This is a genomic window from Gordonia sp. NPDC058843, from assembly GCF_042743165.1.
Taxonomy (GTDB): Bacteria; Actinomycetota; Actinomycetes; order Mycobacteriales; family Mycobacteriaceae; genus Gordonia.
In genome coordinates this window covers 118,069-131,386 of the sequence record NZ_JBHYNC010000005.1, presented here as the reverse complement: position 1 = coordinate 131,386, position 13,318 = coordinate 118,069, and the positions used below count along the sequence as shown (strand labels likewise).

General features: G+C 66.3%; 10 protein-coding genes. 2 read left to right on the top strand and 8 right to left on the bottom strand.

Annotation, left to right across the window (positions count from 1 at the left end; genetic code table 11):
• Positions 1-89: 89 nt before the first annotated feature.
• From ACFW3F_RS05660 to ACFW3F_RS05645, 4 genes are all read right to left on the bottom strand, one after another.
• Entirely contained in the window at positions 90-980 is an 891-nt protein-coding gene (locus tag ACFW3F_RS05660; RefSeq protein ID WP_388055163.1) for an oxidoreductase, read from the bottom strand.
• A 120-nt stretch (positions 981-1,100) separates the two neighbouring features.
• Positions 1,101-2,816 (bottom strand): adenylate/guanylate cyclase domain-containing protein, encoded by a 1,716-nt coding sequence (locus ACFW3F_RS05655; RefSeq protein ID WP_388055161.1) that lies wholly within the window; start codon positions 2,814-2,816, stop codon positions 1,101-1,103.
• Positions 2,817-2,944: 128 nt separating this feature from the next.
• Positions 2,945-3,496, bottom strand: coding sequence for a YceI family protein (locus ACFW3F_RS05650; protein WP_388055159.1), 552 nt, complete (start codon positions 3,494-3,496; stop codon positions 2,945-2,947).
• A 124-nt stretch (positions 3,497-3,620) separates the two neighbouring features.
• Positions 3,621-4,316 (bottom strand): hypothetical protein, encoded by a 696-nt coding sequence (locus tag ACFW3F_RS05645; protein ID WP_388055157.1) that lies wholly within the window; start codon positions 4,314-4,316, stop codon positions 3,621-3,623.
• 71 nt (positions 4,317-4,387) lie between these two features.
• Between ACFW3F_RS05645 and ACFW3F_RS05640 the strand changes: the two genes are divergently transcribed.
• The gene (locus ACFW3F_RS05640) at positions 4,388-7,555 is read left to right on the top strand and encodes a BTAD domain-containing putative transcriptional regulator (RefSeq protein WP_388055155.1); all 3,168 of its coding nucleotides are present in this window, start codon (positions 4,388-4,390) and stop codon (positions 7,553-7,555) included.
• Between the two features lie 4 nt (positions 7,556-7,559).
• Here ACFW3F_RS05640 and ACFW3F_RS05635 read toward each other — a convergent pair whose 3' ends face one another.
• From ACFW3F_RS05635 to ACFW3F_RS05620, 4 genes are all read right to left on the bottom strand, one after another.
• Positions 7,560-8,162, bottom strand: a complete 603-nt coding sequence (locus ACFW3F_RS05635; RefSeq protein WP_388055153.1) for an NUDIX hydrolase — start codon at positions 8,160-8,162, stop codon at positions 7,560-7,562.
• Positions 8,159-9,202 carry a hypothetical protein gene (locus ACFW3F_RS05630; protein WP_388055330.1) on the bottom strand — a complete coding sequence of 348 codons (1,044 nt, stop codon included), beginning with the start codon at positions 9,200-9,202 and terminating at the stop codon, positions 8,159-8,161. The genes ACFW3F_RS05635 and ACFW3F_RS05630 overlap by 4 nt, the downstream gene beginning before the upstream one ends.
• Before the next feature lie 752 nt (positions 9,203-9,954).
• Positions 9,955-10,407: a MaoC family dehydratase gene (locus ACFW3F_RS05625; RefSeq protein ID WP_388055328.1), complete on the bottom strand. Its 453-nt coding sequence runs from the start codon at positions 10,405-10,407 to the stop codon at positions 9,955-9,957.
• 108 nt (positions 10,408-10,515) lie between these two features.
• Positions 10,516-11,382 (bottom strand): enoyl-CoA hydratase-related protein, encoded by an 867-nt coding sequence (locus ACFW3F_RS05620; RefSeq protein ID WP_388055151.1) that lies wholly within the window; start codon positions 11,380-11,382, stop codon positions 10,516-10,518.
• A 774-nt stretch (positions 11,383-12,156) separates the two neighbouring features.
• Here ACFW3F_RS05620 and ACFW3F_RS05615 point away from each other — a divergent pair.
• A complete protein-coding gene (locus tag ACFW3F_RS05615; RefSeq protein ID WP_388055149.1) occupies positions 12,157-13,305 on the top strand; it encodes an acyl-CoA dehydrogenase family protein in 1,149 nt (382 codons plus the stop codon).
• Positions 13,306-13,318: the final 13 nt, after the last annotated feature.

The window sequence follows — 13,318 nt, the reverse complement described above, 5'->3', positions numbered from 1 at the left end:
GAAAATCTAGGGCATGCAGCGTCCGAAGTTCTCTGTCTCGAACGTGATTCGTCCGATCATGGGACCGAGCGACGCGGTGACTCCGACCGTCAGCCGACGCCTGCGACGTCGAACTTCTCCCCGGTGAGCCGCTCGGATTCCTCCCACAGCGCCGCCCGGAACTGTGCGTCGTCGGCGGCCTTCTTGTAGCTGCTGCGTCCGGGTGCACCCCGCATGCCGAAGAGCTGCGTCGGCCCGAAGAAGGTTCCGGACTCCACATCCGGCACGGTCGCGGCATAGAGCTGCGGCAGGGCGCCGTCGGCGGCGGGCTGGGCGATCGGCAGCTTGTTGCCCAGCTTCGCGAAGAAGTCGGTGAAGTTCTCGCTTCTACCCTGCAATTCTGTTGAGGCGTAACCGGGATGGGCGATGAGCGACTTCTTCGACGACCCGGCCGCATCCAGTCGTGCGGCGAGTTCCTTGCCGAACATGAGGTTGGCCATCTTGGAGTCGCCGTAGGCGCGCCAGCGACGGTAGCGGCGCTGTTCCCAGTTCAGGTCGTCGAGCTGGATGTCGCCGATCTGATGCACTGTCGACGACACGGTCACGACCCGTTCGCTGATCTTCGGCAGCAGTAGCGCCGTGAGGGCGAAGTGCCCGAGATGGTTGGTGCCGATCTGCATCTCGAAACCGTCGGTGGTGCGTTGGAACGGCACCGCCATCAGGCCTGCGTTGTTGATCAGGACATCGGCGCCGGTGATTCCGGCGGCGAAGGCGCGCACCGATTCGAGATCGGCGAGATCCAGCTTGGCGACCGTCGCCTTGGGCCCCAGCTCCGACGCCACGGCATCGGCTTTCGCCGTGTTCCGACAGGCGAGCACCACGTCTGCGCCGGCGCGCGTGAGCGCCTTGGCGGTCTGGTACCCCAGACCGCTGTTGGCACCGGTCACCACGAACGTCCGGCCTGTCTGGTCCGTCATGTCTGCTGTAGTCCAACCGCTCATCGCGACCCCCTGGGATGCGTCGTCTCGCCCGGCAGTGTCGCCGGGACCGTGCGGCCCACGCTATTGACGCACTGGGACGGCGTCAACGATCCATCTCTTCCCGATGGGGCAGGAACGCCGTCATCCACCGAAGAATGTGGTCAGTCGCAACGGATTTGCGCCGACGATGCGGCGGGCGGGCCGCAGCAACTCCGCGATCAGGTTGTTCGACGTCCCGAGCCGCTCGACGAGTTGGATCGGCGCATGGAAGGCGGTCGGCTCGGACCTGCCGCGCATGATCCGGGTGCCGAGGAGCTTCCATTCCTCGGCTTCGTCTCCGGCCGCCTCGATGGCCGCACCGCTGGCAAGGGCCGGGATGCGCCCGGTCTTGGCCATGTCGGACAGCCGTGCACACTCGTTGACCGGGTCGCCGATGACGGTGTACTCGTAGCGCCGTTCGGCGCCGATGTTGCCGGCGAACGCCTCACCGTAGGAAACACCGATCCCCCAGCGTATGTCGAGGCTGCTGGCAAGGCGGTCGGCGAGGTCGCGGGCAGCGCCGAGCGCGGCGCCGGCCGGGTCGTCGATCTCGACGGGTGCGCCGAATACGGCCAGCGCGGCGTCGCCCTCGAACTTGTTCACAAAACCGGCGTGCTGATCGACCACGTCGGCGACGATGCTGAAGAAGGCGTTGAGCAGTGCGGCGGTGTCGTCGGGACTGCGTTGCTGCGCCAGTGCGGTCGAGCCGACGATGTCGACGAAGAGGACACCGACGCGGGTGTTGGTGCCGTGCATGCCGATCCCGTCGGAGATCGCGAGGTCGGCCACCGTATCGCCGACGTGTCGCGCGAAGATCTCACGCATGCGGTCACGTTCGGCGAGGCCCTCGACCATCTGGTTGAAACCGTGTTGCAGCACACCGAGTTCCGACGAGTCGTAGACGGGCACGCGTGCCTTGTAGTCGCCGTGGTCGACGCGGTGCACCGCGCGACGCATCTCGGTCAGCGGATCGGTGATCGCCTGTCCCACAAGCGCGATGACCCGGGCTCCGGAGGCAAGCCCGACAAGGGTCAGGAGCACCGTCGTCCAGTCGACGGCACCGTGGACGTCGGGCAGCCAACCGGTCCACCGGCCGGCATTGACGGTCAGCAGACCGACCATCGGTACCGCCGAACTCACCGCCCACACGGCCAGCATCCGCACGCGCACACCGTTCATGACGTTGTTCGTGGGGAAGTCCTCGAGGACGACGACCGCCAGGGGCCGCGCGGCGCGCTCGGCGAACAGATATGTGAGACAAGCACTCGACATCCCGGCGAGCGCGAACGCCACGGCGACGCCTGCGACGGTCGCGGTCGTCAGCTCCTCGGCGATGAGGACGTAGAACAGCACGGCCGCGCTCCAGGAGACGACCGTGACGCCGAGCTGGACGATCGGGATGCGCTGCACTGCGCGCCGCCGGGCATGATCGGCGGGTCGGCAGCTGATGAACCAACGCAGTTGAGGCCGGACGGCGAGCATCCCCAACAGCAGATTCGTGAGGATGCCGACCACGATCGCGCCGACGACCACCGGGAAATTCGGCGCGCCCAGCGTCTCGTCGAAGGTGAGTTGGCCGCCGTTGAAGGCGAGTTGGACGAGCAGGAACGTCTCGGCGCCGATCACCGCATTGCTGGCGATGACTGCCGTCATCGCGGTGAGAGTGGCGTGAATGGCGATCTTGCTGCGCATGGGCGGGCCGATCCGGGCCCATCCGCGCGGACTCGGGACCGTCGACACGCCCCACAGCAAACCCGCGGTGCGTCGGCGCAGACGTGTCCACGGCGCACCACGACGGGTCCGGCGTGGTCGTTCCATCGGCCTCTCCTGCTGACGGAGTTCTCCGCAGCCTACCGAAGGGAGGGTCGAACAGACGCTGGTTGAGCCGCCGAGACGACGATGGACCGGCACCATACCGGTGCCGGTCCATTCGGAGATCGTGCGGATCAGGCCTGCAGGGCCTCGATTTCGAGCGTGATCGTGATCTTGTCGCCGACGACGACGCCACCGCCCTCGAGCGGCATCTCGATGTCGATGCCGAAGTCCTTGCGGTTGATGACGACCTTCGCCTCGAAGCCGGCGACGGCGCCCTGGCCCATGCCGGGGTTGGTGCCCTCGAACTCGAGCTCGAGCGTGACGGGCTTGGTGACACCCTTGAGGCTGAAGTCACCGTCGAGCAGGTAGTCGTCGCCGTTCTGGCGGACGCCGGTGGACACGAAGGTGGCCTTCGGGAACTTCTCGGCATCGAAGAAGTCGGCGGACTTGATGTGACCGTCGCGCTGCTCGTTGCGGGTGTTGATCGAGGTGACGTCGATCTCGGCCTGCACTGCCGGGGTGCCGTTCTCGTCGACGGTGATGGTGCCCGAGAACGTGTCGAAGCTGCCGCGAACCTTGCTGACCATGAGGTGCTTGACGGAGAAGTTGACTGCCGAGTGCACGGCGTCGATGGTCCAGGTGCCGGCGGGGATGGGTGCCTTGACGGTGGTTGCGGAGGTCATGTCGTGGTCCTTCCAGAGGATTTCGGTTCGGGTCTCGAATGGTGGCCGTGGGCCTTCGTGACCCATCACCAGACACTAACCGGACCACGGTCCGATTTCATCCCGGCGCCTACTGTGATCTACATCACCGACGAATCATCAGGATTCCGATCGCGGCGATGGCGATGCCGCGCGGCGCCTCGTAGATGAAACCCGAGATGCCGGCGACCGCGGGGATCGGCAGCATGAAGCCCACCATGCCGACGACGGTGAGGACACCGATCCAGAGCGGAACTGCCCGGTTGCGGATGAGGCTGGCGCCGAAGATCCCCATCCCGGCCAGCATCACGAGCCCGCCGACCGTGTTGAGGAGCTCGAAGGCCGGGGTACCGAGCATGGAGTCGTCGGTGGCGATGAGTGCGGCGCGCTCCGGGTCGTGCGCGAACGGGTATGCGACGAACAGCTCGACCGTGAGGTGGCCGGTTGCGGTCACGAGATTGCCGATCGCGTAGGCGACGAGTCCGATCAGTCCGGCGATCCCGATTCGTGGCGCCAGCCAGGCATACATCCCGGGCAGGCCGAGCAGAAGCAGCGTCGTGCCGATGGCGAGCAGGATCTGCGCCCACGGCGCACCCGCCCCCTGCAGCGCCTCGACCGAGTGGGCTTCGCCGTCGACGATGGGATGCAGGGTGCCGCCGGCGATGCAGGCGAGCCCGCCGAGCGTCAGCGCGCTGCCGCTGAGTCGACGCAGGACGTGCCAACTCGGGCTGCGGAACGGCCCGGGCGCATCGACATCGGCAGCGTTGTTGTTCTGGTCTTGGGTGTGTGCGGTGATTGTCATGACCGCAACGCTGACGCCCGCCGCTGGTGTTAGCCTTGTGCGCGACTGGTGCGGCCCGACGAACGGCGCGTGTGTTGGCTTTCGATCCACATCTGGCGATCCGGGTCCTGGGTCCGCTGTCGGTGACTGCTGCCGACGGGTCGCCGATCACGATGACGGCCCGCAAACACGCCGAGTTGCTGGCCATCCTCACCGCGGAACGCACGGCATGCTCCCCCGAGCGCGTGACGGAACTCCTGTGGCGCGGTCGTCCGCCGGCGTCGGCGGTGAGCACACTGCACGGGTACGTGTCTCGTCTTCGTCGGTCGCTCAGTCCGGCCGGAATGGTGCGCATCGACACCACGCCGGCGGGGTATGTGCTGCACTGCGACGGGCCGGCCACCGACCTCGATCTGTTGGACAAGCTCGGCCAGGAGGGCCTGCAGCTCGTCCGGACCGATCCCCGTGCCGGCGCGGAGGTGCTGTGCCGCGCACTGGATCTCTGGCGCGGCGACCCGTTGCCGGAGATCGCCGACATTGCCGACATCGCTCCTGAACTCGTTCGCCTCGAGGAGATGCGGGCCGAACTGACCGAGACCGCCGCCGAGGCATTGCGCACAGTCGGCGAGCAGCGTCGTTCGGTCGCGTTGCTGACACCGCTGTGTCGGCGGCATCCGTACCGAGAGGGTGCCGCACGAACTCTCGCCCGCGCGCTGCACGACGACGGACGCACTGTCGACGCTCTGGACGTACTGCGGCTGCTCCGTCAGGGGCTTCGCGACGACCTGGGTCTCGATCCACATCCCGACACCATCGCGCTGGAAGGTCAGTTGCTCGACCCCTCCCCCGCTGTCGCGCCTCCCGCCGTCGCATCGCCGCCGCGTCCCGCACGAGAACTCATCGGGCGGATGCCCGAACGCGTTGTCCTCGAACAGGTGTGGCGAGCGAGTGCGAGCCACCCCGCCGGTGTCGTCATAGCCGGGCCGTCGGGAATCGGGAAGACAGCGCTTGTCGAACACCTCGTCGACCGACACGGTGCGAGGGTCCGACGATTCATCGGCCGCCCCGGTCCGCCCGGACCGACGTTCGGCGGACTGGAGGAACTGTTCGGCGAATCCCCCGTTTCCGTTCCGACGACGCGGATCGTCGCCGACCTCACCGCCCGGATCTGGTCCGACGTCGCCGAGCACGGACGATCGGTGTTGCTCCTCGACGACGCCCAGTGGCTCGACGCCGACTCCGTGCGCGTATTAGGACGGGTACTGGCAGGTATCGGGCAGGCGCCGATGACGGTCCTGGTCACCTGTCGCGATACCGATGCCGAGCCGGTTCGCATTCTTCGGTCGACACTGGACCGGCACTGTCCGGTCGCCGAACTGCGTCTCACCGAACTCGGCACCGACGACATCCGTGCCCTGATCGATCGGCGCCTCGACGACGTCGGCGGGATCGCACGCGTCGATGCTGACGCGCTGGTCGCTGCGTCGCTCGGCAATCCCGCAGTGGCGCAACAGTTGTGCGCCGCCGCGATGACAGGTGATGCGTGGGATCGGGACCATCCGGCCCGGGCGATGTACTCGGCACGGTTCGACGACCTCTCGGCCGATGCCCGTGCCCTCGTCGTCACCCTGGCCGTCGCAGGCGGCGAACTGCCCGACGAGGTGTTCACCGAGGTTGCCTACGCTCTCGGCCGGGGCGCGATCGACGAGGCACGTCGCAGCGGCCTGCTGGCCGACCCTCTCCACCCCCTGAGGAGCGAGCTTGCGAGCGTCACCAGCCCCCTGAGGATCGAGGCGCACGCCCGGCTCGCGGCCGCCTTCGAGGCGGCGCGTCCCGATGACCTCGAGTCGGTGGCGGTGCACCGTGTCGAGTGCGCGGTCGACGAGAAGTCGACGGCCGCCGCCGCCCATGCGTGCTCGAGAGCCGCCGCCCGCGCACTCGCGGCGTCGGCTGACCATCGTGCGCTCGATCTGGCACGACGAGGACTCGGCCTCCAGGGGTTGGACTCGTCGTCGACCGTCGCGCTGCACCGGATCGCGGGTGGCTCCGCGCTGCGCATGGGCGACTTCGATTCGGCGGCGATATCTTTCGAATCGGCGGCCGCGGTGAGCCGGGCGGCGCGGGACTGGCCCGCGCTTGCCGAGACCGCACTGCTGTCGACACCCCGAGGGGTCGCTGGTTACTGGTCCGGATACGGCGTCGTGCAGACCGACGACGCGGCGCTGGCTCGAGAGGCACTGACCCACGGCGATGTGTTGACTCCGGAAGTGCTTGCCCGCCTGCACGCGTCGGAGGCGGCACGGTTGACGGTCCTCGGGTTACCGGGCGGTGACGATCACCTCGGGGCCGCGCGGGTCGTCCACGACGGCGGCGCCGCGGATTTCGAGATCGCGCTCGCCGACTTTCTCCTCCGGTGGGTCCCCGACCGTCTCGCAGATCGACGCAAGATCGCGCGAGAACTGTACGAACTGTCGGCGGGTGACGCGCAGAAGCGTTTCACCGCACTTCATCTGCAGCGTGTGTGCGCGCTGGAAGCAGGGGACCTCCGTCTGGCTCGACGCGTGTCCACCGAGTTCACCCGGCTCGCCGGACGCGACGGCGGCACGGATGCGGAGACGATGCAGTTGTGGTGGCAGGTGATGATCGCGCTGCTGCGCGGCGATCATGAAACCAGCACCACCCTGACCGAGCGGTTCGCGGCGACGGTCGGCGAACTGTCCGACCGTGCACGACTTCTCGCCGAATCGTCGATGGCGACCAGTGCCTCGATCGCAGCGTGGCATCGGGGTGACCTCGCTTCGGCCCTGCCGCCCTTCGACGCACTGGTGGAAGAGGTCGACGAGGACTTCGCCCTGGTGATCGCGCTCGGCGCCGCGGAGAGCGGCGACCTCGACCGTGCCCTCGATCTCGCGACCGAGCTCACCGCGGACGCCGACCGATGGACGGGTTCGCGAGTGGTCGCGCGTGTTCCGCTGCTCATCGAGACGCTGTACGCGATCTCCCGCGATCCCGGTCGCCGCGACGCGGCGGGTGAGATCTGTAGACGAGTCGAGCCGTTCACCGCCGACTGGTCATCCGGCCTGGTGGTGCAGTGGCCCGGGCTCGTGTGCCTGGGACCGGCGACCCTCTATCGGGGAACCGCCCGGCAGGTCGTCGGGATGGATGGCACCGCCGATCTCCTCGATGCCGTCCGAGTGGCTCGCGACACCGGGGCCCGCCCCTATCTGCGTCGAGCCGAGCAGCGGCTCGCCGCCGGCTGACCCCTCACTTCCAGGCGAACACCGGCTGCTCGAAGCCGTCGACCCGCGTCGGCCGATCTCGCAGGACCACCTCGGCGAACTGATAGATCACCGCGGCCGTGGGTGCGTGGACGAGGGACCCGACGATGGGCAGCTGGATGACCGGCAGATCCGACTGCGGGATCGTGAGGAACCGCGGTTCGACGAGCAGCTCCTCGAAGGTCACGAAGAACAGCAGCGCCACCTCGTCGGGGTTGGGCGTCGGTTCCTGGTACTCCTCGGCCCAGCAGACGATCGGGGTGATGACGAAACCCGATCGCGTCGGATAGTCGTCGAGCGCCCCGAGCACCGAACTCGTGGGCAGTTGGATGCCGAGCTCCTCGTCGAGTTCCCGCAGGCCGGCGGTGACATGGTCCTCGCCCGGGTCGAGCCGACCGCCCGGCAGTGCGAACTGGGCGGCGTGGCGGCGCATAGTCGGGGGTCGTTTACAGAGCCAGATCCCCTGACGTCCGTCTTTCTCGGCCACCGCGAGGACGACCGAGGCGGCCCGGGCGTCCGGGATGTCTGCGGTGCGACGGTCGAAGCCTTCCACACGCGCAGCGGCCACAGTCCGATCGAGATGAGTCACACCCTCAGTTGATCATGTCCGTCGTCGAACGTGACCGCCTGCGTGAGGTGATAGCTCACGATGCTGAGTGCGAACAGCCCGAGCGCGAGGTTGAACAGGGCGCCGAACCCTTCGAGCGCGAAGTCGACGAGAGCGTTCGACAGCATGAACACCAGCGCCGCTATGCGCAGGCCTCGCAGCGGCCCGCTCGGCTCGACACCGCGTCGGCGCGCGACCATCGCCGGGAACGCCAGGCCCAGGGTCACGATGCCGCTGACCAGCAGAATCCACGTGGCGGGTGCACTGCCCGTGAGCTCGATGTAGATGTCGAGTTCCTCGGCGCGGTCGCCGGTGAAGTAGAAGCTCAGGACGCCGACGACGATGGTGAGCGCGGATGCCACGACCAGCCCCCAGCCGACGATCGGGATCCACCGAGGGCTTCGGAAGAAGTCGGGGATCAATGCCACCGCGCGGTCCCGGAGCCGCATCAACCGGTCCGGGGTGCCCTCGCTCGACTCGAGAAGCGCCCGGATGTGACCTATCGTCTCGGCGTCGAGGCCCTTGTCTGCGGCGACCACCAGGAACTCCTCGGCCTGGCGTCGGCGTCGATCCGGAAGCCCGTGCGCGACACCGTCGGCCGCGATGACGGCCGCATTGGCGAGCGCTTCGGCACCGGTGGGCCGCTTCACATCTCGGACGACGCGGCTGATCAGCAGGATCATCACGACGAGCACGTACATGATCTCCGCCGATGGGCCATAGAAGTAGTCGTTGGTGCGGGTGACGAATTTGCCGACCTCGTCGAGGAACAGGCCGAAACCCACACCGCCCAACACGATGGCGACGATCCGCGGGGTCGCCCCGAGGAACAGCCATCCGGTGATGAGCGCCAACATCATCAGTGCCCCGCCCCACAGCGCGTGCGCGATGTGCAGCGTTCCGCCACCGATCTGCGGATACCCGGTGAGCTGCAGGTACAACCGAGTGACGATGATCGTCGCGATCGCGATGATCAGGAACCACTCGACGGCGGCAGTGCCGTACACGCTGCGGACGACCACCGTGGTCGTGCGAGTTCTCATTGACCGAGTATGGACGGTCCGTCAGTCGCGCAGACTGAATCGAGTCAAAGCGGCACGATCCCGCTGATCGGTCGAGGCAACCCGGCTCCGTCGACTGTGCGTTCTTTCTCGTTGACTGGGCGTCCTGTTTCGTCGAGTGGGCAGGCGCCCTCCGATGTCCGCGGCGTCCAGGGCGATTGCGGAACCTTTTCCCCGTGCGGAGGCTGTACAAGGACTTCGTCGGAACCAGATGAGATCAAATGCGTGTCGCGTAGCGACGTTCGCAGTAGCTTTCAGAGGGCGTACGAGGATAGCTCAAATCCCGAATCGCTTGGCCCCTCTCACCTTCCGGCGACACAAGTCTTCGAGCTGCGGTAGGTCACTACCGGCTAACTCCGGTTGAGTGCGAAGAATCTCGATGACACGCAGATAGAACGCCGACGGCATGATGCCGAAAGTTATGAATATCTCATCGTCACCACCCCCATATGGCTGCCATCGCAATGCGAAATCGATGAGTTCTTCAGATGATTTCATCGCGCCCAATCCTTTCGTGAGATGGCAGTGAACCACCCAATGAACAATCACCCTGGGGAGCCTCTCTGCCGCCGCCGAGCGGCACGCTGAAAGTCGCCCGGGCCGGGGCGAGCACGCGAGGCGCAAGATTGGTCGAAAAAATCAACGTGTCGGGGCCACCCGATCATCTCGAAATGTCGGTCGGGCCAGGATCGCGCGCTGCTCTCTAGGTGTCCTCAGTTGAGGTACCGAATGATCGACTCTGCCACGGCAGCGGGCTTCTCCGAACCCTCGATCTCGATGGTCGTGTTGAAGACCACCTGCACTGCACCGTCCAACACCACTGTGCTGGAGATGGACGCAACGCCCCGCAGGCGGGAGCCCACCGGCACCGGCTGAAGGAAACGCACCTTGTTGAGCCCGACATTGACTGCCATCCGTATCCCATCGACGCGGTACAGCGAGCCCAGAAACACCGGCAGCAGGGAAAGCGTGAGGAACCCGTGCGCGATCGTGGATCCGAAGGGGCCGTCCGCTGCGCGCTCCGTGTCGACGTGGATCCACTGCCGATCGCCCGTCACGTCGGCAAAGCCGTCGATTCGATCCTGCTCGACCGTCACCCACGCTGTCGCCCCGAGATCGGTCCCTCCAGCGGCTCCGAGCTCACCCAACCCTTCGAAGACCCTCATCATCCCTCTCCATTCCACTTTCGTCATTCCGTCTATCGCGCTCGCTCTGCTCCCGGCGGCGGCCTCGCCACAGCCGCCCCGCTGGGCGACTCTCTTCGATTCGAGGAGCTACTGCTCGAACCGCTCTTCATCAACCCACGGGAACCAGGACGGAGCGTCCTGGGTGAAGCGTTGCGACCACTGCGGTGGCCGCTTCTCGATGAAGGCCCGCACGCCCTCACGCGCGTCCGTTCCGCGCCCGGTCACGGAGAGCGCCTTCGACTCGACACGGTGCGCCGACATGGGCGTCTCCGCACCAGCGTTCTGCCAGAGCAGTTGGCGCATGAACACCGCCGACATGGGGGCCACTCCTTCGGCGATACTGCGGGCGATGCCTCGGGCCGCCTCCAGTACTTGGTCGGCGGGGTGCAGGCTGCGGACCAATCCGGCCTCGAGAGCCTCGTTGGGCCCGAAGACGCGACCTGTCAAACACCAATCCAGCGCACGCGGCAGGCCAACAATCTTGGGCAGAAACCAGCTCGCTGCACCGTCCGTCACGATTCCTCGCGACCCGAAAACGAACCCGAGCTTCGCATCATCTGCGACAACGCGAAAGTCCATGGGGAGTGTCATTGACGCTCCGAACCCGACGGCATGACCATTGATCGCTGCGATCACCGGCTTGACCGAGCGGAGGACGCGAAGGGTGAACATTCCACCCGAGTCGCGGTGCAGGTACTCCTCGGAGCCCTGCGTTTCGCCGCCGGCGAAGTCGAACGCCCCCTCGCCGCCTGCGAGGTCAGCCCCGGCGCAGAAGGCGCGGCCACTCCCGGTCACGATGACGGCTCGCACATCGTCGTCCTCGTCTGTCCGGTCGAAAAGCCGGACGAGATCCGCGATCATCTCAGTCGTCACGGCGTTGAACTGCTCGGGCCGATTGAGGGTGATGGTCGCGACGCCGTCCTCGACGTCGTACAGCAGGTGATCCGCGACCATGTCGACCTTCTTTCTGATTTGCCGTTAAAAACTGAGACACAGCATATCCGACCCGCGCGCCTTGTCCAGTGCCACCATGGCTCGCCATCATCGCCACCCCGAGCGCACCACGCGACGAAGTCTGCGGAGCGGAGTGGATTCGCAAACGCAAGCGCCTGCCCGATTCGTCCGCCAATGTTCTCGACCGCAGTTGATTCGCAGAGACTCATATGAGTGAGATGGCGACGCGAGATGGACTCATCGCTGAAGCCATCTGGATTGCCATGAACGAGGTTCCACCAAGGCCAGGACTGTCGTCGCGAGCATCGCCTGCCCCATTTCACCGTTGAATCGCTTTACGCCGCAGTGAGAATCCAGTTCAAGGGGGTCATCCACGCGTCCGACTACCCGATGACTGCCGTCCGGGACGCCACCCAGATGCCCACCTGCATCCCGCGCCGCCATCACAGCGAGACTCGGCCCCACGGACGATTCTGAGCAGGCCTTGTCAATGAGGCACGGGCGGCGGGAATGTCCATCGTCGGCGCACTCAACTCGACCCGAGCGGCTCAACACCCGGCGCGGACCGTATTGGGAGGTTCTCGAGACGGGCCGGAGCCTCATCCGGCGCGGCATGGGAGAAGCAGCCGGGCGAACGGTACACGCAGACGTGATACTTTCGAACCGCAATTTGATTATTCACGAACCACCGAGACTAGGCTGATCCTGCACGCGGTGCTGACGCCCGGAAGTGCCGGGTACACGCCAGGTCGATCGGCCGGGCAGGACTCTTTCATGGATCACCAGGACTTCATCGACATCCTCGACGCTGTGAGGACCTTCGTTCGCCATGAGGTGGTGCCGGCCGAAGACGAGATCGAGGACATCGACGACATCCCCCCTCGTCTCAAGTCGCAGGCCGCTGAGATGGGTTTGTTCGGTTATGCGCTCCCAGAGCAGTACGGAGGGCTCGGCGTCACAGCGTCCGAGGACGTCCGACTCGCATTCGAGTTCGGCTACACCGCGCCCGCCTTCCGCTCGATGTTCGGCACCAACAACGGCATCGCTGGACAGATCCTGGTCAATTTCGGCACGGAAGCACAGCGCGCCGAGTTTCTCCCGGGTCTCGCAAGTGGCGAGAGTGTGGCGTCTTTCGCGCTCACCGAGGCGGAGGCTGGGTCGGACCCCAGCGGCCTGAAGACGTCGGCTCGACGAGTCGATGAGGGCTATGTCATCAATGGCCAAAAGCGTTACATCACCAACGCGGACCGCTCGGACCTGCTCATGGTGTTCGCCCGAGTTGCACCGCACGACGACTCGAACGGCGGAATCTCGGTATTCGTCGTCGACACAGCCACGCCCGGCGTGACGGTCGGGCCGAAGGACAAGAAAATGGGGCAACGCGGCTCGACGACGTCGGAGGTGTTCTTCGACGACGTGGTCGTGCCGGCCGACCGCCTGGTGGGAGAGCAGGAGGGCCAAGGCCTGAAAGCCGCCATGACGTCCTTGGCCAAGGGGCGCCTCCACGTCGCCGCCCTGTGCGTCGGGATGGCCGAACGCCTGCTCGACGAGACCCTCAACCACGCATCTGTCACTCGTCAGGGCGGCACGATTATTGCCGAGTTCCAGCAGGTGCAGGCGATGCTGGCCGAAAGCCAGACCGAGCTCTTCGCGGGCCGGTCCATGGTCATCGAGGCGGCCGCACGATACGACGACGGCACCGACCGCCGCTTGGCTCCGTCCTGCGCGAAGCTGTTCTGCAGCGAAATGGTCGGTCGGGTGGCCGACCGTGCCGTACAGGTGCACGGGGGCATGGGCTACATGCACAGCGTGCCGGCAGAGCGGTTCTACCGCGATGCCCGCCTGTACCGAATCTACGAGGGAACGAGCGAAGTCCAGCGCGTGGTGATCGCCAAGCAGCTGGCAGCAGGGCGTCGAGCCTGAATTCGACAGGCAA

What these genes read in the sequence shown, in the direction of transcription:
- ACFW3F_RS05660 (WP_388055163.1), bottom strand. Translation starts at nt 980, where the DNA reads ATGAGCGGTTGGACTACAGCAGACATGACGGACCAGACAGGCCGGACG.
- ACFW3F_RS05655 (WP_388055161.1), bottom strand. Translation starts at nt 2,816, where the DNA reads ATGGAACGACCACGCCGGACCCGTCGTGGTGCGCCGTGGACACGTCTG.
- ACFW3F_RS05650 (WP_388055159.1), bottom strand. Translation starts at nt 3,496, where the DNA reads ATGACCTCCGCAACCACCGTCAAGGCACCCATCCCCGCCGGCACCTGG.
- ACFW3F_RS05645 (WP_388055157.1), bottom strand. Translation starts at nt 4,316, where the DNA reads ATGACAATCACCGCACACACCCAAGACCAGAACAACAACGCTGCCGAT.
- ACFW3F_RS05625 (WP_388055328.1), bottom strand. Translation starts at nt 10,407, where the DNA reads ATGAGGGTCTTCGAAGGGTTGGGTGAGCTCGGAGCCGCTGGAGGGACC.
- ACFW3F_RS05620 (WP_388055151.1), bottom strand. Translation starts at nt 11,382, where the DNA reads ATGGTCGCGGATCACCTGCTGTACGACGTCGAGGACGGCGTCGCGACC.
- ACFW3F_RS05615 (WP_388055149.1), top strand. Translation starts at nt 12,157, where the DNA reads ATGGATCACCAGGACTTCATCGACATCCTCGACGCTGTGAGGACCTTC.